The organism is Acetobacter farinalis (assembly GCF_011516935.1).
GTDB classification, from domain to species: domain Bacteria; phylum Pseudomonadota; class Alphaproteobacteria; order Acetobacterales; family Acetobacteraceae; genus Acetobacter; species Acetobacter farinalis.
Map to the genome: position 1 here is coordinate 107,909 of NZ_WOTF01000004.1, position 20,825 is coordinate 128,733.

General features: G+C 60.9%; 16 protein-coding genes. 11 read left to right on the forward strand and 5 right to left on the reverse strand.

The window, feature by feature from the left end; genetic code table 11:
• Positions 1-99: 99 nt before the first annotated feature.
• The 3 genes from cbiE to cobM are packed head-to-tail and all read left to right on the forward strand — an operon-like array spanning position 100 to position 2,446.
• Positions 100-1,320: a precorrin-6y C5,15-methyltransferase (decarboxylating) subunit CbiE gene (cbiE, locus tag GOB82_RS06600; RefSeq protein ID WP_166121342.1), complete on the forward strand. Its 1,221-nt coding sequence runs from the start codon at positions 100-102 to the stop codon at positions 1,318-1,320.
• Positions 1,317-1,697, forward strand: a complete 381-nt coding sequence (locus GOB82_RS06605; RefSeq protein WP_166121345.1) for a cobalamin biosynthesis protein — start codon at positions 1,317-1,319, stop codon at positions 1,695-1,697. The genes cbiE and GOB82_RS06605 overlap by 4 nt, the downstream gene beginning before the upstream one ends.
• The gene (cobM, locus tag GOB82_RS06610) at positions 1,694-2,446 is read left to right on the forward strand and encodes a precorrin-4 C(11)-methyltransferase (protein WP_166121348.1); all 753 of its coding nucleotides are present in this window, start codon (positions 1,694-1,696) and stop codon (positions 2,444-2,446) included. Before GOB82_RS06605 ends, cobM begins: the two co-directional genes overlap by 4 nt.
• Here the strand turns inward: cobM and GOB82_RS06615 are convergent.
• A complete protein-coding gene (locus GOB82_RS06615) occupies positions 2,436-3,545 on the reverse strand; it encodes a cobalt-precorrin-5B (C(1))-methyltransferase (RefSeq protein WP_166121351.1) in 1,110 nt (369 codons plus the stop codon). The two genes, cobM and GOB82_RS06615, sit on opposite strands and share 11 nt — an antisense overlap.
• A gap of 106 nt (positions 3,546-3,651) precedes the next feature.
• Here GOB82_RS06615 and dnaE point away from each other — a divergent pair, with 106 nt between their 5' ends.
• From dnaE to recO, 7 genes are all read left to right on the forward strand, one after another.
• A complete protein-coding gene (gene dnaE, locus GOB82_RS06620) occupies positions 3,652-7,071 on the forward strand; it encodes a DNA polymerase III subunit alpha (protein WP_166121354.1) in 3,420 nt (1,139 codons plus the stop codon).
• A gap of 51 nt (positions 7,072-7,122) precedes the next feature.
• The gene (locus tag GOB82_RS06625; protein ID WP_166121358.1) at positions 7,123-8,532 is read left to right on the forward strand and encodes an anthranilate synthase component I family protein; all 1,410 of its coding nucleotides are present in this window, start codon (positions 7,123-7,125) and stop codon (positions 8,530-8,532) included.
• Positions 8,529-9,341 carry an aminotransferase class IV gene (locus tag GOB82_RS06630; protein WP_166121360.1) on the forward strand — a complete coding sequence of 271 codons (813 nt, stop codon included), beginning with the start codon at positions 8,529-8,531 and terminating at the stop codon, positions 9,339-9,341. The genes GOB82_RS06625 and GOB82_RS06630 overlap by 4 nt, the downstream gene beginning before the upstream one ends.
• 311 nt (positions 9,342-9,652) lie before the next feature.
• Positions 9,653-10,780, forward strand: coding sequence for an aromatic ring-hydroxylating dioxygenase subunit alpha (locus GOB82_RS06635; protein WP_166121362.1), 1,128 nt, complete (start codon positions 9,653-9,655; stop codon positions 10,778-10,780).
• A 162-nt stretch (positions 10,781-10,942) separates the two neighbouring features.
• Entirely contained in the window at positions 10,943-11,722 is a 780-nt protein-coding gene (gene rpsB, locus GOB82_RS06640) for a 30S ribosomal protein S2 (protein ID WP_166121365.1), read from the forward strand.
• A 128-nt stretch (positions 11,723-11,850) separates the two neighbouring features.
• A complete protein-coding gene (gene tsf / locus GOB82_RS06645) occupies positions 11,851-12,756 on the forward strand; it encodes a translation elongation factor Ts (protein ID WP_166121367.1) in 906 nt (301 codons plus the stop codon).
• An 18-nt stretch (positions 12,757-12,774) separates the two neighbouring features.
• On the forward strand, positions 12,775-13,578 hold the full coding sequence (gene recO, locus GOB82_RS06650) for a DNA repair protein RecO (RefSeq protein WP_166121369.1): 804 nt from the start codon (positions 12,775-12,777) through the stop codon (positions 13,576-13,578).
• Positions 13,579-13,620: 42 nt separating this feature from the next.
• Here recO and GOB82_RS06655 read toward each other — a convergent pair whose 3' ends face one another.
• A complete protein-coding gene (locus tag GOB82_RS06655; RefSeq protein ID WP_166121371.1) occupies positions 13,621-14,646 on the reverse strand; it encodes an alpha/beta hydrolase in 1,026 nt (341 codons plus the stop codon).
• A gap of 162 nt (positions 14,647-14,808) precedes the next feature.
• Here GOB82_RS06655 and parC point away from each other — a divergent pair, with 162 nt between their 5' ends.
• Positions 14,809-17,022, forward strand: coding sequence for a DNA topoisomerase IV subunit A (gene parC, locus GOB82_RS06660; protein ID WP_166121373.1), 2,214 nt, complete (start codon positions 14,809-14,811; stop codon positions 17,020-17,022).
• A gap of 94 nt (positions 17,023-17,116) precedes the next feature.
• Here parC and GOB82_RS06665 read toward each other — a convergent pair whose 3' ends face one another.
• From GOB82_RS06665 to GOB82_RS06675, 3 genes are all read right to left on the reverse strand, one after another.
• Complete coding sequence (locus GOB82_RS06665) at positions 17,117-17,884, reverse strand: arginyltransferase (protein ID WP_166121375.1); 768 nt, start codon at positions 17,882-17,884, stop codon at positions 17,117-17,119.
• A 161-nt stretch (positions 17,885-18,045) separates the two neighbouring features.
• Entirely contained in the window at positions 18,046-19,050 is a 1,005-nt protein-coding gene (hemB, locus tag GOB82_RS06670; RefSeq protein WP_166121378.1) for a porphobilinogen synthase, read from the reverse strand.
• A 137-nt stretch (positions 19,051-19,187) separates the two neighbouring features.
• Positions 19,188-20,645, reverse strand: a complete 1,458-nt coding sequence (locus tag GOB82_RS06675) for an amino acid permease (RefSeq protein ID WP_166121380.1) — start codon at positions 20,643-20,645, stop codon at positions 19,188-19,190.
• Positions 20,646-20,825: the final 180 nt, after the last annotated feature.

Below are 20,825 nucleotides of genomic sequence, written 5' to 3' on the forward strand. Positions count from 1 at the left end.
ACCCTGCCTGCGCAAGCTGGACCTGCGCAAGGCGGGGCTGGGGCAAGAGCAAGAGCCTGAATCAACGGGCAGCCGCATGATGGAGAAGGAAGCAGGGCCATGCCTGATGTCTGGCTGACAATACTCGGAATAGGGGAAGAGGGCGTGGCGGGTCTAAGCGCCTCGGCCCGCACCCTTCTCTCTCAGGCGGCTTATGTGGTGGGTGGCGCGCGGCATCTGGCTCTGGCGGCGGAGCTTGTGCAGGGAGAAACTCTGGTCTGGCCATCACCTTTTGAAAAAGGGGTGGAGGCCATTCTCGCGCGGCGGGGCACGCCGGTTGTGGTGCTGGCCTCGGGAGATCCCTTTTTCTACGGTGCGGGGGCGACACTGGCGCAGCATGTGCCTGCGGAGGAAATGCTGTGTCTGCCCGCGCCCTCATCTGTGTCGCTCGCCTGCGCGCGGCTGGGCTGGGCGATGCAGGCGTGTCGGGTTGTGTCGCTATGTGGCCGCAGCCTTCATCGCATGATGCCGCTTCTGCAACCCGGAGCACGGCTGATAGTGCTGTGCGCGGATGAAGGGTCCCCAGCACAGGTTGCCACATGGCTGACTGAGTCCGGGTTCGGGGGGACGCGCTGCCATGTTCTGGAGGCGCTGGGCGGGCCGAAGGAACGGCATCTTACGTTTGAAGCGCGGGAAGGTGTGCCGGAAATGCCGGGGAGGCTGGTTCTTCTGGCGCTGGAGGTCGTGCCGGAACGGCGGGCCTACTGCCTGCCGCGCACGGCGGGCCTTCCGGATTCCTGCTTTGAACATGATGGCCAGATGACCAAGCGGGAAATTCGCGCCGTCACCCTGTCCTCTCTGGCGCCGCGCGCGGGGGAAGTGCTGTGGGATGTGGGCGGTGGGTCCGGTTCCGTGGGGATTGAATGGATGCTGGCAGACCCCTCCTGCCGCACCATCACACTGGAACCGCAGCCCGAACGAAGTGCGCGGATTATCCGCAACGCCCTGCATCTGGGGGTTCCTGATTTGCAGGTGGTGGAAGCCCCTGCACCACAGGGATTTAAAAATCTGGAGCGGCCGGATGCCATTTTTATTGGTGGCGGATGCAGTCGTCCCGGTGTGCTGGAAGCGGCGTGGGAAGCGCTGAAGCCCGGAGGCCGCATTGTGGCGAATGCCATCGCCATTGAAACAGAAATGCGGCTGATACAGGCCATGCAGGAATGGGGGGGCAGCCTGACACGTCTGGCTGTCTCCCGCGTGGAGGGTGTGGGGCAGATGCACAGCTTCCGCCCGGCCATAAGTGTGACGCAGTGGGTGGTCTGGAAGGCTGAGGCTGCATGAGTGTTGCCGGGTTCGGGTGGTGTCATGCCGCGCAGGCACCGGCTGCCGCGGACTTTGTGCGGCAGGTGGTGCGGCAGGGGGGGCATACGGCTCTGACATGTCTCGCTGTGCCGGCGTTCCGTCGGGGTGATGCACTACCGGAGCAGGTTGCAGCACGCCTTGGTGTTCCCCTCCTGTGGGTTCCGGCGGAGGCCATACAGGCCATGCAGGGGTTGTGTCAGACAGGATCAGAAAAAGTGCTGAAGGAAACAGGCTTTGCTGCTGTGGCGGAGGCCTGCGCGTTGGCCGCGGCTGGGCCGGGGGCGGTGTTGCTGGTGCCCCGGCAGACGGGGGAGGGCGTAACCTGCGCTCTGGCGGAAGGAAAGGATGCGGAATGACTGTTTATTTTATCGGAGCGGGGCCGGGGGCGGCGGATTTGCTGACCTTGCGTGGGCGGGATCTGCTGGAGCGCTGCCCGGTATGCCTTTATGCCGGGTCCATCGTGCCGCCGGGTATGCTGCAATTCTGCCCCCCCGGGGTAAGGCTGGTGGATACAGCCCCGCTTTCTCTGGATGAGATTGAGGCGGAATATCTCCGTGCGCATGAAGCAGGGCAGGATGTGGCCCGCCTGCATTCAGGTGATTTATCCCTCTACAGCGCTGTAGCTGAGCAGACCCGACGGCTGGACAGGCTGGGTATCCCGTGGAGCATGGTGCCGGGGGTGCCGGCCTTTGCCGCAGCGGCCTCCGTGCTGGGGCATGAACTGACAATGCCGGGTGTGGCGCAGAGCATTGTGCTCACCCGCATGACAGGTCGGGCCTCGGCCATGCCGGAGCGTGAGACACTGGCAGCGTTCGCGGCAACAGGGGCCACCCTCGCTATTCATCTGGCTGTTCATGTTCTGGAAAAAATTGTGCTGGAGCTGACACCTTTCTACGGTGCGGAATGTCCGGTGGCCATCGTGGCGCGTGCAACATGGCCGGACCAGCTTGTGCTGCGTGGCACACTGGGCACGATTGAAGCCGAACTGGCGCAAAACCCGGTGGAGCGTACAGCCCTTGTGCTCGTGGGGCCAGCGCTGGCGGAAAAAGACTTTCGGGAAAGTGCCCTGTATAGCAGGGAGTATCAGAGGCGGTTCAGGAGCTGAGTCCCGCATCCCGCGGCTCGGGAAAAGGCCCCGCCTGCCCCACACATGCTCCGGCACGGTCAAACACCATGACATCCACCACGCAGGATGTGGGGGCAAGGGTTTCCAGAACCGTGTTCAGAGCAGAGCGGGCAATGAGTGCGCCCAAAGGCACCTGCGCGGCACGCGCCAGCAGGAAGGCTTCCGCCACGGTGGGGCTGGTGGCAAGGGCTTCCGTTACGGCGGGGGGCGCACCGCCTGCGGCGGCAAGCCGGGCCAGAGCCGCCATGTCAGCCTGACCACGTTTGGAATGCAGGTCCAGCCGCCCCTGACCAAGCTTGGTCATCTTGGCAATGCCTCCGGCAATTGTCAGGCGTGCAACCGGGTGGCGGCGGAGATATTTCAGCATACCGCCAACAAAATCGCCCATTTCTATCAGTGCGGTGTCCGGCAAGGTGTAAAATTTCTGGACAGCTTTTTCTGAAACATTCCCGGTAGAGCCTGCAAGATGCGTGAGGCCTTCTGCCCGCGCGACATCAATGCCGCGATGAATGCTGTCAATCCACGCAGCACAGGAAAACGGCACCACAATGCCGGTTGTGCCGAGAATTGACAGGCCCCCTGTAATGCCCAGGCGGCTGTTAAGGGTGCGTTGCGCCAGTCTGGCGCCCTCCTGAATGGAGAGCGTGACTTCCGCATCCGGCAGGCTGCCGTTGGCTTCTGTCAGGGCGGTGCGGATCATGGCGCGGGGGGTGGGGTTGATGGCAGGTTCACCGGGGGGAATGGGCAGGCCGGCGCGCGTGACCATGCCTACACCCGGCCCGGCCCGAAACTGCACGCCGGAACCGGAGGGCAGGCGGCGCACCGTGGCGCGGATTACTGCGCCATGCGTGATATCCGGGTCATCCCCCGCGTCTTTCACAACTTCCGCAAAGGCCCCCCCCTGCTCCCACCCTGTACGGCAGAGTGCAAAATCCGGCTGCTGCCCGCCGGGCAGGGTAATGCGCACACTGGCCGGAGGGGTCTGGCCCAGCAGCATCAGCCATGCGGCTTTCGCTGCGGCTGTTGCGCAGCTTCCGGTGGTCCAGCCCCGGCGTAACTCTGTTCCGCTTTGCTCCATAAGCTGCTTGTAGAGCATTCAGGCGTGGGGCGGTATCCGGGAAGAGCAGGGCATGGTACCCATTTGTAAGGTGACGCAAGCCCCTCCCGCTGTGATAGAGAGAGGCATGTCTTACGCTGATTTTGTTCATCTCCGTGTTCATTCCGCCTACTCCCTCAGTCAGGGCGCTATCCGCGTGCCGGAGATCGTCTCTCTGGCGAAGGACATGCGGATGCCTGCCGTGGGCATTGCGGATTCGGGGAATCTGTTCGGGGCGCTGGAATTCTCGCAGTATACCAGCGGGGCGGGCATTCAGCCCATCATCGGCTGCCAGCTTGGTATGGCTGCCCGGAATGACAAGCCGGGGGCACCGTCCGAGCCGGTTGTGCTGCTGGCGCAGAATGAAATCGGGCTGGCCAATCTGCACTTCCTCTCTTCCGCCGGGTTTCGGGAGTCGGACCCGGCGGACCCGGTGGTCAGCATGGATCTGCTGTGTGAAAAATCCGAGGGCCTGCTGTTGCTCACGGGGGGCACGCGCGGGCCGGTGTTTCAGATGCTGGCGGAAGGCCAGAGAGAGGAAGCTGAACGCTGGCTGGCGCGGGCGAAGGAAGCCTTTGATGACAGGCTGATTGTGGAACTGCACCGCCACAAGCTACCGGTGGAACAGGCTGTGGAACCCGGAGTTCTGATGCTGGCGGACCAGTTCGGCCTGCCGCTTGTCGCAACCAATGAATGCTTCTTCCCGCGACCGGAAATGTATGAAGCGCATGATGCGCTGATCTGTATTGCGCACGGCCGCACCATGGCGGAGCGTGACCGCTGGCGCGTGACGCCGGAGCACTGGTTCAAGCCGCCGGAGATGATGCGCGCCCTGTTTGCCGATCTGCCGGACGCCTGTGACAATACGCTGGAAATAGCCCGCCGCTGTGCCGTGAAGGTGGAAACCCGCAAGCCGCTGCTGCCAGTCTGCCCCAAGGTACGGGATGGTGCGACGGAAGATCAGACCCTGCGGGCCATGGCATGGGAGGGCCTTGAACAGCGCCTTGCGGGCATGACCATGGATGAGGAAACTCTCCAGAAATACAAGGACCGGCTGGCGTTCGAGCTTGATATTATCTCCGGCATGGGCTTCCCCGGGTACTTCATGATCGTTGCGGATTTTATCCAGTGGGGGAAGGGGCAGGGTATTCCGGTGGGGCCGGGGCGTGGCTCGGGCGCAGGGTCACTCGCGGCATGGGCGCTGACCATTACGGATATCGACCCTATTCCCTTCAACCTGCTGTTCGAACGGTTTCTGAACCCCGAACGTGTGTCCATGCCAGACTTTGATATCGATTTCTGTCAGGACCGACGGGATGAGGTGATTGCCTACGTGCGTCGGGAATACGGGGCAGACCGCGTGGCGCAGATTATTACATTCGGTAAGCTGCAGGCGCGTGCGGCTGTGCGTGATGTGGGGCGTGTGCTGGGCCTGCCATACGGGATGGTGAACCGGGTTGCGGAGCTTATTCCCAACAATCCCGCCAAGCCCGTAACGCTGAAGGAGGCGATTGCGGGAGAGCCCAAACTTCAGGAAATGCGAGATAGCGACGAAGCGCTGCGCCGTCTTCTGGAAATCGGGCAGCAGATTGAAGGGCTGTTCCGGCATGCCAGTACCCATGCCGCCGGGGTGGTGATTGGGGACCGGCCTCTGGTGGAACTGGTGCCACTCTATCGAGACCCGAAGAGTGACATGCTGGTCACCCAGTACAACATGAAGTTTGTTGAGCAGGCCGGGCTGGTCAAGTTCGACTTTCTGGGGCTGACAACCCTGACCATTTTGCAAAGAGGGGTCGGGTTTCTCAAGAAAATGGGGATTGAGGTTGACCTCAGCCGTATCCCCCTGAATGACCCGGTGACGTACGAAATGCTCAGCCGGGGTGATACCGCGGGCGTGTTTCAGTTCGAAGGTGCCGGGATGCGCGATGTTCTGAAACAGATGCGCCCCACCCGGCTGGAAGACCTGATTGCGGCAGTGGCGCTGTACCGCCCCGGCCCGATGGCGAATATTCCTGATTATTGCCGCAGAAAACACGGAGAGGCATGGGAGCCGCCGCACGAGGAAATTCGTGATATTCTTGAAGAGACCTATGGCATCATGGTCTATCAGGAACAGGTGATGCAGATTGCCCAGAAAATGGCGGGCTACAGCCTTGGCGGGGCGGACTTGCTGCGGCGCGCCATGGGGAAGAAAATCCGTGCAGAAATGGACACCCAGCGTGAAATCTTCACGGAAGGGGCCGTCAAACGCGGGATTGATCGTGACAAAGCCATTGAGGTGTTTGACCTTATGGCGAAATTTGCTGACTATGGCTTTAATAAATCCCACGCGGCGGCCTACGCGCTGGTTTCGTATCAGACAGCATGGATGAAGGCCAATTACCCGGTGGCGTTCCTTGCCGGGTGTATGTCTCTGGCGCGGGAACGCACGGAAAAGCTGGCTGCCCTGCGGCAGGAAGCCGAACGGATGGGCATCAAGGTCCTACCGCCGGATGTCAATAAATCCGAGGCTGATTTCTCGGTGGAAACCCTGCCTGATGGCACCCATGGCATTCGCTACGCACTGGCCGCTATCAAGAAAGTTGGCTTCTCCGCCATGGAGGCTCTGACACAGGCGCGCGGGAAGAAACCCTTTGCCAGTATGGTGGATTTCGCCATGCGGATTGACCCGAAACAGATTAACCGCATGCAGGTGGAAAATCTGGCAAAAGCGGGTGCGTTTGAGTGCCTTGATAAAAACCGCGCACGAGTCTGCCAGTCTGCGGATACAATTTTGCGCCGGGCGCAAAGTCAGGCGCAGGAGGCGGCTTCGGGCCAGATCGGCCTGTTTGGTGGCAGCGGGGAGGTGGAACCGCTGCGTCTGGCAACTGTTCCGGACTGGCCGGAGTTTGAGCGTCTGGCAATGGAGGCGGATGCCATCGGCTTCCACATGACAGCGCACCCGCTTGATGCCTATGGAACTGTCCTGCGGAGGCTGGATGTCACGCGCTGTTCCGGCCTGCTGACTGCGGCAGAGGCCGGTATGGGGCGGGTAAAAATTGCCGGATGCGTGGTGGACCGCAAGGAACGCCCGACCCGCACGGGCAACAAGATGGCGTGGGTGCGCCTTTCGGATGCTTCGGGCGGGTGTGAAGTCACCGTGTTTTCTGAAGTGCTGACACGTGTGCGCGAAAGTCTGACCGCAGGCACGGCGGTTCTGGTCTCGGCGGAGTTGAAGCTTGAAGGGGAAGCTCTCCGGATTACCGCCACGGATATTGTCGAGCTTGAGCAGGCCGCCGCACAGGCAAAAAGTGAACTGCGGGTGTGGGTGGAGCAGGCGAATGTGCTGCCCAGGCTGAGTGAACTCCTGAGTGAGCAGAAGGGCGGTTCCAGTCGCATCGTCCTGCTGCCGGGTATGGCTGAAACCTGCGATGTCGAAATTCGCCTGCGGGGTGGGTATCGGGTGACGCCGCTTCTGGGGCAGAAACTGAAAACGCTTGAGGGTATTTCACGGGTTGAGCAGGTTTGAAAACCTGCTGCAGGCGTTCTGGGGGCGGCGTTCAGGCCGGGGAGTAAAACCATGGAAGAGGCGCGCGTCTGGGCGCAGGAACTGTTCTGGCGTGAGCCGGATACAGTGTTTGCAGCATGGGGGGAGGCTCCCTGGTGCGCGTTTCTGGATAGTGGTGGCCCCGTGGAGGAACGGAGCCGCTGGCAGATTTTCTGCCGCATGCCGCGGAACACATTTATTGTGCGCGATAAACAGATTTTCTGGGATTCAGAGCCGCCGAAGCCCTGTGACGCGGGCACATTGTTTACGCTGTTAAGGCATGTCATGCCGCCTGCGGGGCAGGTGCCCGAGAGTCTCGACGGCATCAGCCTCCCGTTTTATGGCGGGCTGATCGGGTTTGCGGGGTATGGTCTCGGGATGCAGTTGGAAGGGGTTCAGTCCCTTTCGTCCGAAGGTGACGAACCCGATTTTACTGCCGGGTTTTATGATCATGCTTTTCTGTGGGATCGTTTTTCAAAACGTGCATTTGTAGCAGGCATTGTTCTGGAAGGGCAGAGCAATGCTGCCACCGCGCAGCGTGAAGCCTGTGTTGCGGCGTGGGACGCTCTTCCGGATACGCTACCGGCGCAGCCCTCTTTGCCAAAGGTCCGTTTCTACCCTGATCAATCGCGTGCGTCCTATTGTCAGGCGGTAGAACGGGCAAAAGCCTATATTGGTGCTGGGGATATTTTTCAGGTCAATATCACGGGGCGCTATCGGGCGCAGTTCCCGGAAGAGTTTTCAAATGTCGCGCTCTTTCTCGCGTTGCGGCGGCAGGCCCCGGCCCCGTTTGGGGCCTATCTTTCCTGCGGGGCGGGGTATGCGCTGCATTCCGCATCGCCCGAGCAGTTCCTGCGGATGGATGCGCAGGGGTGGGTGGCCTCCCGCCCTATCAAGGGCACGGCCCCACGGGGCAGCACGCCGGAGGATGACGCAGACCTGTCCGCACAGTTACGCGCGGATGAAAAGGAATGTGCTGAAAACCTGATGATTGTGGATCTGATGCGCAACGATATAGGGCGTGTGGCACAGGTGGGCAGCATGCAGGTTCCGGAGTTTCTGAAGGTCGAGCGTTTTGCCCATGTGCATCATCTTGTTTCAGAAGTGCGGGGTGTTCTGGAGGCAGGGCGGGATGTCTGGAGCCTGTTGCAGGCCACCTTTCCACCCGGGTCAGTCACCGGTGCCCCAAAACATCGCGCCATGGAAATTATTGAGGAATTGGAAGTCTCTCCGCGCGGTGCTTATTGCGGAAGCATTTTTTGTGCCGGCGTGGATGGGGCTTTGCAAAGCTCTGTGATTATTCGGACACTTATCAGGAAAGAAGGATCACTTGTTCTTGCGGCCGGTGGAGGGATTACCATTCTTTCTGATGCAGAGCAGGAGTACGAGGAAATGCGCCTGAAACTCGCTCCATTTTTTGCGCTGTTTGGAGAGGTGGGATGAGTGTTGTCTGGCTGAACGGGCATCTGTGTGATGCGGCTCAGGCGCATATCAGTCTGGCAGACAGGGGGCTGACGCTGGGCGATGGTGTGTTTGAGACATTCCGCGTGAAGAATGGCGCGTTGATGCATCTTGATCTGCACATGCAGCGTTTGCAGCATGGCGGACAGGTCCTGGGGTTGGAGGTGCCAGACCGGGAGGCTGTGGCGCAGGCGGCACAGGCTCTGCTGGGGGCGACCGGTATGCGGCATGGCTCCGCGCGCCTGACGGTGACGCGTGGCGTGGGGCCACGTGGGCTTCTTCCGCCGCGTGAAGGAACGCCGACCTTGTTTATGACAGTCACTGAAGGGCATGCGCGAGTCACATCCGTGTCCCTCATGACCAGCCAGAGTGTCAGGCGGGATGAGCGCTCTGTGCTGAACACTCTTAAAAGCCTGAACTATCTTCCCAATATTTTGGCACGGCAGGAGGCCGCGCGCGCAGGGTGTGATGAAGCGCTTTTGCTGAACATAAGTGGACGGGTAGCGGAAACCACAATCAGTACGGTGGTGGTTCAGGAAGGCACTCTTTTTGTCACACCTTCTGGTGCAGAAGGTGCATTGCCGGGCGTGGCGCGGGCTGTGCTGATGCAGGCGGGCCTGCTCCATGAAGCCTGTGTGCGTGTGGAGCGCCTGAAAAAGGCGGAGGCTGTGTATCTTGTAAACAGCCTTGGCCTGCGAGTGGTGTCCACCCTTGATGGCCAGCCGGTCGGGCGGTCCCCGGCCGGGCTGGCCAGCCTCTGCGCCGCGCTGGATGTGCCGCTTTCTGCGTGAAGGGCTGCGTGACGCTGCATGGTTTGGCGGGGGGCGCCGGAGAGTTCTGCCGGGTGAGGAGTGATCTGTTAAGCGCGCTCGTTGTTGAGAGCATTTTCAGACAAGGTGCTGTTAAAGAGACGTGTGCTGTGTTTAAAAAAGAAGACGCGATCTTGTCGGCCGTTGTAACGGAGCGCGTCGCCTGGATAATCTGACATGCAGCGGCAGGGCTTGCCGGATATTTCGGGAAGTCCAATCTAGAGAGCGTAATCTCGTGAGGTGATGCCCCGACTCTGTGCATCAGTCTCCGACTTATTCTGGAAGGTGATGCCATGCAGGTAGAAGCAGTTGCGGGGAAAGCGGCTGAACAGGCTTCTGTGTCGGGAAAAGGTCCGGCTCATGAGGCGGAGTATGATTTACGGCAAATCGATTGTGATCCGAATTTCTGGTACCCTATTGCATGGTCTCACAAGGTGCGGGCTGGCAAAGTGTTTCCCGCCCGGTATGCGGGGCACCCCATAGCGCTTGTCCGACCGGAAAGCGGGCCTGTCTATGCGCTGGAAGACCGCTGTGCGCACCGGCAGGTGCCGCTGAGCAAGGGCGTGGTTGAGGGCGACTGTATCAAATGCTGCTATCACGGGTGGGCGTTTGACCGTGGCGGCAAATGCGTGACCGTGCCTTACCTGAACAAGGAAGGCGTCGGGCGGCCGGTCCGCTCCTACCCGTGCCGTGAAAAGGGCGGTCTGATTTTTGTATTCCCCGGAGACCCCGCTCTGGCGGAGAGCGTGCCGCTGCCGGAGATCGCGCAGGTCGGAAACCCGGAGTTCAAGACGCGCCGGTTCTTCCCGCGTCTGAAATGCCACTATACCTTCATGCATGAAAACCTGATGGACATGAACCATCAGTTCCTGCACCGGCGGCAGATGGGGTCCATCACGGCCCGCTTCATGGGGCAGGACAAGGGCGAGAATTTTATGGAGGCCCGTTACAGCTTTGCCCGCAAGGGGGGGAACCAGCCTCTGGCCGAGGCCCTGATTTTCGGCAAACACCGGGAGATTGAGGGGAAGGAGCAGCCGGTGGAGGAAATTGTCTCCATCCGGACCACCTATCCGTACCAGACCCTGAAAATTCATGACAAGGATGGAGATCTGGTGATGGACCTGTGGGTGGCCTATGTGCCGCTGGGGTCTGACCAGCTTGGCACGCAGACTTTCGGCCTGCTGTCTGTCAAAAAGCCGAAATGGGCCTTTCTGCTGGATCTGGCATGGCCGGCGCTGGGGCTGTTCACACACCGGATTTTTGAGGAAGACCGGGAGATTGTGGAACTGGAACAGAAGGCCTGGCGCGAACTGGGGGGTGACCACACAATCGAGGTTTTTCCGGTTGTGAAGGCGCTGCGCGCGCTGCTGGCCCGCAATGGTGTGCCCAATGCACGGGCCAGGCCGCTGGAAAAGGGCTGATATCCCGCATTTTTGCCTTGCATGGGGCGCTAAAAACCGCCATATCGGCATCGCTTGGCCCAGGCCGGGACTACGCACGCGAAGCCATACACCCTCTGGTGCCCTGAAAGAAAAGGGGCCGTGCTTCGCGGAGGATTAACCAGATAAGGTAGGATACGCCCCATGGCGATGCCAGATTTCACACTCCGCCAGCTGCTTGAAGCTGGTGTTCACTTCGGTCACCACACCCGCCGCTGGAACCCGCGGATGGAGCCATACCTCTTCGGTGTGCGTAACCAGGTTCATATTATCGACCTTCAGCAGACCGTTGGCCTGCTCGACCGCGCTCTTCAGGCTGTCCGCAACACTGTGGCCGGTGGTGGCCGCGTTCTGTTCGTCGGCACCAAGCGCGCCGCTGCGGAGCCGATTGCTGAAGCCGCACGTCGCTGCGGCCAGTATTATGTCAACCACCGCTGGCTGGGTGGCATGCTGACGAACTGGAAGACCATTACGGGCTCCATCAAGCGTCTGCGCCAGATTGAAGAAACGCTGGACGGCGGCACGGCCGGTCTGACCAAGAAGGAAATTCTTGAGCTGACCCGCGATCGTGACAAACTCGAACGCTCTCTCGGCGGGATCAAGGAAATGGGCGGCCTGCCCGATATCCTGTTCATTATCGACACCAACAAGGAAAAGCTGGCTGTTGAAGAAGCCAACAAGCTGGGCATTCCGGTTGTGGCGATTCTGGACAGCAACTCCGACCCCAAGGGTGTGACGTTCCCGGTTCCGGGCAATGATGACGCCATCCGCGCCATCTCCCTGTACTGCGATCTGGTCTCCTCCTCCGTTCTGGACGGGATCTCTGCTGAACTGGGGGCTTCTGGCCAGGATTTCGGCGCGGCTGAAGAACTGCCGCTTGACCCTGCTCTGGAAGCTGAAGCTGCAGCACCGGCTGCAAACTAAAGTTTTGCTGGCCAGCCCGCGCAGACTCTGCCGGGCTGGTCTTTCAGATATAGTAGGTGCCTGCATACAGGCATGACAGCCCTGTCCGCGCCCCCTCGGGCGCGTTGCGGTTTTCAAGGAGATGAATTATGGCGGCCATTACCGCTGCACTGGTGAAAGAACTGCGCGAAAAAACTGGCGCGGGCATGATGGACTGCAAAAAGGCTCTCAACGAGTCCAATGGTGAAATTGAAGGCGCCATTGACTGGCTGCGCACCAAGGGCCTTGCCGCTGCTGCCAAGAAGTCCGGCCGCGTGGCTGCTGAAGGTCTGGTTGCTGTTGCGTCCGTGGACAACAAGGCTGCCATGGTTGAAGTGAACGCCGAGACGGACTTTGTGGCCCGTAACGAAGCGTTCCAGGACTTTGTTGAATCTGTGGTTCAGGTTGCTCTCAAGGTTGGTGATGACCTGGAAGCCATCAAGGCAACAACGCTGGCTTCCGGCCGCACTGTGGCTGATGAACTCACGCATCTGATCGCCACCATTGGTGAGAACATGTCCCTGCGTCGCGCCCGCGTGTTCACGGTGCCGTCTGGCGTTGTGGCCACGTACATGCACGGCGCGCTGCGTCCGGGCGTGGGCAAGATCGGTGTTCTGGCTGCTCTGGAAGCCCCCTCTGCTTCTGACGCCATCAACCAGCTTGGCCGCCAGATTGGCATGCATGTTGCCGCAACACGCCCGTCCGCTCTGGATGTGGACAGCCTTGATCAGGCTGAAGTTGAGCGTGAACGCGCTGTGCTGATCGAACAGTCCCGCGAATCCGGCAAGCCGGAAGCCATTATCGAAAAGATGGTCGAAGGCCGTATTCGCAAGTTCTATGAAGAAGTTGTTCTTCTGGAGCAGGTGTGGGTGCATGACGGTGAAAGCCGCGTGAAGAAGATTCTGGAACAGGCTGGCGTGAAGCTGGTTGGCTTTGACCGCTTCCAGCTTGGTGAAGGCATCGAAAAGGAAGTCGATGACTTTGCTGCTGAAGTGGCCAAGGTTTCCGGCGTCTAAGTCAGGCGTTTCTGCGCGATGATGCAGCAGGGCGGGACTTCCCTTGAAAGGGAGGCTCCCGCCCTTGTGCTTTCTGCCGCCTTGCTGGGCGAAAATAATGCCCGCGTGCATGTGCTGACAGAAGAAAACGGGCTGGTGCGCGGCGTTGCGTACGGGGCGCGTTCCCGGAGTGGCAGTGCGCTGTGGCAGCCGGGAAATCTGGTTAAAACGCGCTTTCAGGCGCGTTCAGCCACAGGGCCGATCCGGCTTTCGGGTGAACTGCTGTATGGGTGCGGCTTCCGGCTGCTGGAGGCCCCGCTGGCGCTGGCCATGGTGCAGTCCGTATGTGTGCTGGCGGATGCCGCCTTGCCCGAGGGCGAACCATGCAGGGCGCTGTTTGCCGAGACAATCAGGCTGCTGACCTTTCTGGGGGTAGACCCTGTGGTGTCAGAGCGTGAGGGCCTGCCGCAGGTGGTGCGATGGGAACTGGCATTGCTGGCTGATCTGGGGTTTGGTCTGGACCTTACCTGCTGTGCTGTAACCGGAGCTACAACGGGGCTGAAATATGTCTCGCCACGCAGCGGGCGCGCGGTTTCGGAAGAGGGGGCCGGCGCATGGAAAGACCGCCTGCTTCCGCTACCGGCCTTTCTGCTTTCAGAGGATGAAACCGGCACGCCGGAAGAGTGGTTGGCTGGCTTGCGGCTGACAGGATATTTTCTGGCGCGTGATGCCTTTGGCCTGCGCCACAGGCCGCTGCCTGCCGCGCGGGAGCGGCTTGAAGCGCGTGTCGCACAGCATGCCTCCAAACCGGACGATGCGGGAGGCGCAGAAGAGCGCTCCTGAGTGGGCAGCCTCTCTGCGGGCTATACGGCCCTGTTCCGGATCTCAGCTTATAAAATGCTGCTGCTTCATCCAGATTTCCGCCAGATGCGGCCATGTGGATGTTTCTGTTTTGCGGTATCCAAGCCCGAAGCCGTGCCCCCCTGTGGGGAAAACATATCGCGTGACAGGAACGGTGTTGCGCTGGCAGGCCGCCTGAAGCAGGGCGGTATTGTCCGGCACGGTAATGGGGTCATCCGCCGCCTGCACCAGAAACAGGGGCGGGCAGCCTTTATGAATATAGGTCTGGATGGACCATGCCCGCGCTTCCTCTGAGGAAGGATGAGGGCCAAGCAGGTTGTGGCAGGAACGGGTGCCCTGATAGGGGGCTTCCATCGTGACGACCGGATACGCCAGAAGGGCTACGGCAACGTGTGGCTGCACGGTATCGGCCGCATCAACAGGTGTATAGCACCGCCATTCCGGACGGGCCGCGCATAACCCCAGAAGGTGCCCCCCGGCAGAAAAGCCCAGCACGCCAAGACGTGCGGGATCAAGGCCGTAGGTGCTGGCCTGTGCATGGATCAGCCGCAGGGCGCGCTGTGCGTCCTGCATCGGGGCGAGGGCCCCTGCGTGCCAGCCTTCCTGCGGCAGGCGGTAGGTCAGCACAAAAACGGTCACGCCCAGCTCCTGCAGCCAGTGTGCGGCGGGCAGGGCTTCGTGGCGCATGGAAATGCGCTGATACCCCCCACCTCCCGCGACCAGAACAGCCGCGCCATTCGGCACGGCGGGGCGGAACACCTCAAGGTGCGGGTGGGCAATGCGGGAGATGGCCCCTGAGGGAGAAACCAAAGGCAGGAGGATGCCCGGCCCTCCGCCGCCCGGGGGCGCGTCACCCGGCCAGAGCGGGATGATGGCGGCAGAACCCTCGGCGGAACCATTGGCAGAACCAGCGGGGGAACTGGCGGGCGCTGGGGGCTCCGGTGCGGAAGGAGACGCCTCAGGCCTGGCAAAAGCGGGGTGCATTGCGGCAGTCAGGGAAACTCCGGCGGGAATGCTCGAGAGAAGAGTTCTTCTGGTGAGCGAGGGCATGGGCGCGTTCCGCAAAAAGACTATGAGCCGAGTATAGCAGAACAGCAGGCAGGAATGGAAAAAGAGCGTACAGGCCCTTCTTTGCCGAGGGCTGGAACAAAATGGTAAGCAAGGGTATGTCTTTGGCGGGTGAGCGCTGGTGTTTGGTCCGGGGAGCAGGAAATGAGCGAGACATTTGAAGGCCATATCGAGGATACCAAGCTGGCGGATGCGCTCAGTGAACGGTATCTGGCCTATGCGCTGTCCACTATCATGTCACGCTCGCTGCCTGACGTGCGGGATGGCCTCAAGCCTGTGCACCGGCGGCTGGTTTACGCCATGCACCAGCTCAAGCTGGACCCTTCCTCCGGCTTCAAGAAATGCGCCCGTGTGGTGGGCGATGTCATTGGTAAATTCCATCCGCATGGGGATGCCTCGGTTTATGAGGCCCTTGTGCGTCTGGCGCAGGATTTTGCCGCCCGCTACCCGCTGGTGGAAGGGCAGGGGAACTTTGGCTCCATTGACGGTGATAACGCCGCCGCCATGCGGTACACCGAAGCCCGCCTGACAGAAGTCGCCAAGGCGCTGCTGGACGGCATTGAAGATGACGCCGTGGATTTCCGCCCCACCTATGATGGTGAGGAACAGGAACCGATGGTGCTGCCTGCGGCCTTCCCGAATCTGCTGGCCAATGGTGCCGCCGGGATTGCCGTGGGGATGGCCACCAGCATTCCGCCCCATAATGCGGCGGAAGCCTGTGCGGCGGCGGCTCTGCTGGTGCGGAAGCCTGAAAGCACCACGGCAGACCTGCTGGCCTTGATGCCCGGCCCAGATTTCCCCACAGGCGGCCTGATTGTTGAAGATTCGGATGCCATTCTGCGGGCGTATGAAACCGGGCGAGGCGGGTTCCGCATGCGGGCGCGCTGGGAGGTGGAGCAGGGCCGTTTTGGCACGTGGCAGATTATTGTTACGGAAATTCCGTATCAGGTGCAGAAGTCGCGCCTGATCGAACAGGTGGCAGATCTGCTGGAGCAGAAAAAACTGCCTCTGCTGGGAGATATCCGGGATGAAAGCACGGATGAAATCCGTCTGGTTCTGGAGCCCAAAACGCGCGGGATTGAGCCAGAAGTGCTCATGGAAACCCTGTTCCGCGCCACAGCACTTGAAAGCCGTTTTCCGCTCAACATGAATGTTCTGAGCGCGGACCGCTCTCCGGGTGTCATGAGCCTGAAGGATGTGCTGCGGGCGTGGCTGGACCACCGGCATGACGTGCTGGAGCGCCGCAGCCGCCACCGTCTGGCGGCGGTGCTGCGGCGGCTGGAAATTCTGGCGGGCTTTCTGGCGGTTTATCTCAATCTTGATGAAGTGATCCGCATTATCCGTGAAGAGGATGATGCAAAGGCCAGCCTGATGGCCACATTCTCCCTGACAGATTTGCAGGCTGAGTCCGTGCTGAACATGCGCCTGCGCAGCCTGAGGCGGCTGGAAGAAATGGAAATCCGCAAGGAGCATGACGCGCTTTCCAAGGAGAAAGCCGAGCTGGACATGCTTCTGGCGGATGAGAAAAAGCGCTGGTCCCGTATCGGGCGGGAACTGGACGGCATGGTCAAGAAGTTTGGCGAAGGGCCGCAGGGCAAGCGGCGCAGCACGCTGGCCTCCGCCCCGGCTCCCGTTGATATTTCCGTGGTAGACACAGTGGAGCGTGAGCCGCTCACACTCATTCTGTCCGAAAAAGGCTGGGTGCGGGCTATCAAGGGCCACTCCGTGGATCTGGAAAACCAGAAATTCAAGGAAGGGGATGGCCTGCGTCTGGCAGTGCCCTGCCAGAGCACGGACAAGCTGTGCTTCTTCGGGACGGACGGCCGCGCCTTTACCGTGAAAGGGGCGGACCTGCCGCGCGGGCGCGGGGATGGCCAGCCGGTGCGTCTGCTGTTTGACCTCTCCAATGATGAAGACGTGATTGCGGTCTTCCCGGTGCAGGCCGGTGCGCGCCGTCTGGTGGCGTCCAGCGCCGGGCGCGGCATGCTGGTGGATGAGGAAAGCATGGTGGCGGAAAAACGCTCCGGCCGTCAGGTGCTCAATCTGAAGGGCGACGAAAGTGCGACCCTCTGTGTGCCTGCCGAGGGGGATCAGGTGGCTGTGCTGGGTGCGAACAAGCGCTTCCTTATCTTCCCGCTGGAGCAGTTGCCCGTCATGGCGCGTGGTCTGGGGGTCGGCTTGCAGAAATATGCCAAGGCGAGTGACACGCTGAAACACGCTGTTGTCTTCAAAGCTGAGGAAGGTCTGCTGTGGCCCGGAAATGTGCGGCTGCGTCCGTTTGCAGATTTGCAGACATGGGTTGGCAAACGGGCTGGCGTGGGCAAGGAAGCGCCATCCTGGACGTTCAAGAAAGCCTGAAAACCCGCGCCTGAGGCGGCGCGCGCCAGAAGCTCCGGGGGCGGTGCATCAGGGTGGGGCGGTTCCGCCGCGGGCCGCTGCAAAGCAGGGGGTATCAGAGAGGCGGGGGGATAACTCCGCCGCCCGCTTCATCTGGCGGCCGGGGTGCTTCCAGTGCATGCCAGACGCCATGCGTCAGGATTTCCGCAGGCCGGAAGCCGGATTTGTAGGACATTTTCCGGCTCTCCTGAATCCAGTAGCCCAGATACAGGTAAGGCAGGCCCAGCCGTGCGGTTTCCTGTATCAGAAACAGGACCGCCAGACTGCCGAGTGAGCGGCGGGGCAGGTCCGGCTCATAAAAGCTGTACACAGCGGAAAGCCCATCCTCCAGCCGGTCAATCAGGCTGACAATCATCAGCTCCCCCGCCTCTGTCCGAAATTCGAACAGCATGCTTTCAACCGGCGTATCTTCCACCATGCTGCGATAGTCATCCGCCGTCATGGTCGCCATGTCGCCTTCCGTATGCCGGGCAGCCTGATAACGGCTGAAGAGGGCGTAGTGCTCAGGCGTTGCAACGGGGGGCAGGCACTGCGCCCGTAGGTCGGCATTGTGGCGCAGGGTGCGCCGCTGTGTGCGGTCTGGCTCAAACCGGTTCACGGGAATGCGGATGGGGATACAGGCTGAGCAGGTTGCGCACACCGGTGCGTACGCCAGCGTGTGGCTGCGCCGGAACCCCGCGCGGGAGAGGCGGTTATGCAGGGCATCAGCATGCGGGACGGCCAGATCGGCAATCACTTTCCGCTCAAGCTGCCCCGGCAGGTAGGGGCAGGGCTGCGGTGCCGTCGTGTAGAAAAACTGCGATTGCCGCAGTGTGGAGGCCATAGGTCCTGTCCGGAAAAGAGGTGGCAGGGTGTGCAGAAAGCATTCTGCCAGACTGTAACAGCAGCACGGCCCGGAACGCACCCGCTTTCAGCGGAACGGGAGTTTCACAGAAGGGCGAGACGCACAGGGCCGTGTTGCGAACGTGAAGCGGCGTGTGGAGATCAGACGCCGTATGTCTGTTTGATGCGTTCCGCGGCTTCAACCGCGAAATAGGTCAGCACACCGTGTGCCCCGGCGCGGCGGAAGGCCAGAAGGCTTTCCATCACGGCGCGGTCACGGTCCAGCCAGCCATTCTGGATGGCGGCCATCAGCATCGCATACTCACCGGAGACCTGATAGGCAAAGGTCGGCACGGCAAACGTATCCCGCACGCGGCGGATGATATCCAGATACGGCATGCCCGGTTTGACCATGACCATATCAGCACCTTCAGCAATATCCATCTCGACTTCGCGCAGGGCTTCATCGCTGTTGGCCGGGTCCATCTGATAGGTTTTCTTGTCACCCTTCAGCAGGTTGCCCGAACCCAGCGCATCACGGAACGGGCCGTAGAACGCGCTGGCATACTTGGCGGCGTAGGACATGATGCGGGTATCCACAAACCCGTTCTCATCCAGATCCCTGCGGAAGCTGCCAATGCGGCCATCCATCATGTCGGAGGGGGCGAGAATATCCACCCCGGCTGCGGCCTGATTGACGGCCTGCCGGGAGAGAATGGTGACGGACTCATCATTCACCACATAGCCATCACGGATAATGCCGTCATGACCATGGCTGGTGTAGGGGTCCAACGCCACATCCCCGATCAGCCCGAGCGTGGGGAATTCCTTTTTCAGGATGCGGGCGGCGCGGCACATCAGGTTATCCGGGTTCAGGGCTTCAGAGCCCTTCTCATCCCGTGCTTCCTGCGGTGTGACGGGGAACAGGGCGAGAGCCGGAATGCCCAGTTTTGCGGCGGGCTCGACATGGGCGGCCAGCCGGTCCAGCGAGACGCGCTGCACGCCGGGCATGGAGGCCACATCTGTTACGGAGTTTGTGCCCTCCGTGAAGAAAATCGGCCAGATCAGATTATTGATGCCCAGAGAGGATTCAGCGACCAGCCTGCGCGTGAATTCATCAAACCTGTTACGGCGAGGGCGGGCCTGAGGGAAACGACCAGCCAGCATAGGCGGGACTCCTAGCGTGTCGGCATGCCTGAAAGGCCGGGCATGTGGGCCGGATCAGGCAAAAACCCGACGGGGGTGAACAGCGGGAAGGGAGTATGCTCCGCTTCCCGTGTTATGCAACCCCATGCGCGCAGGGGTCAGGAGCGCGCCAGAACGCTGCGGTGGCGGCCATAGCCCAGATAGATTGCCATGCCGATGGCCAGCCAGACGATAAGACGGATCCATGTCAGCTTATCGAGAGAGATCATCACGGCGGAGCAGCTGAGAATACCCAGAATCGGAATGATATCCCCACCCGGCACACGAAAGGCGCGGGGCGCATCGGGGGATTTGCGGCGCAGGACCATCACGCCAGCGCAGACCAGCACAAAGGCCAGCAGGGTGCCGATGGAGGTCATGTGCCCGAGATCGGAAATGGGCAGGAAGGCGCTGAGCAGGCAGGTGATGATCATGAAGAAGATGTTGGACAGCCAGGGGGTCTGGAACTTGGGGTGTGTGCGGCTGAACATGGGCGGCAGCAGGCCATCCCGCGACATGGCGAAAAACACCCGGCTCTGGCCGAGAAGCATGCCCATGAGAACGGAGGTAAACCCGCAGATAATCCCGATTTTCACGGCCAGTTGCAGCCAGTGGTAAGGCGTGCGGTTAATGGCGGTGGCAACGGGTGCGGCATCGCCCAGCATGTCCTTGTAATTGACCAGACCGGTCATGACGAAGGAGAAGGCGATATAGGCCAAAGAGCAGACCAGAAGGCTGCCCAGAATGCCGATAGGCATATCCCGCGCGGGATTTTTGGTTTCCTGCGCCGTGGTGGAGACGGCATCAAACCCTACATAGGCAAAGAAGATGGTGCCTGCGGCGCGCATGATGCCGGAGAAGCCATAATGCCCGAACGTGCCATCATTCGGCGGAATGAAGGGGTGATAGTTGCCGGGGTTGATGTAGGAAATTCCGAACCCGATGAAGGCGGCAATCACCAGAAGCTTGATGACGACGATGACTGCATTCACGCGGGCGGACTGCGAAATGCCGCGGATGAGAATCAGGGAGACAAGCGCGATGATGAAAACTGCAGGCAGGTTCATGAGCCCCGCTGTCAGGCTGCCATCGGGCATCTGAACGGTTTCAAAAGGGGAGGCTGTCAGGCGGGGTGGAAGGACAAGCCCCCACGAATCCAGTAGCGAGACAACATAGCGGGACCAGCTTACCGCCACTGTGGCCGCCCCGACCGCGTATTCCAGCACCAGATCCCACCCGATGACCCAGGCCATCAGTTCACCCAGCGTGACATAGGCGTAGGTGTAGGCGCTGCCCGCAATGGGGATCATGCTGGCAAGTTCACTGTAGCACAGACCTGCGAATCCACACGCGACGGCGGCAATCAGGAACGAGAGGATCACGGCAGGCCCGGCATTTTCCGAGGCTGCGATTCCTGTCAGTGAAAAAAGGCCGGCGCCAATGGTGGCCCCCACGCCAAGGGCGACAAGACTGCCAGGACCGAGAACGCGCTTGAGGCCCTGAGAAGTTTCCAGCTTGTCCAAAGGCATGCAGCGCGTAAAAAATGACGCTGCGGAATGTCCAGGCCTTTGCATCATCGACTTTTCTCTCCTGTCTCGACCGTGAATGAAACCACGTATAGAGCAATTGGTGGTCTTCGTCCCATAGAGAGGCTAGAGTGCCGCTCTTAGCAAGATGTGTTTTAAACGTAATGAACGGTCCGGCTCCTTCAGGTCGGGATATGGGCCGTTTAAACGAGATGAATTTATGGAGCTCCT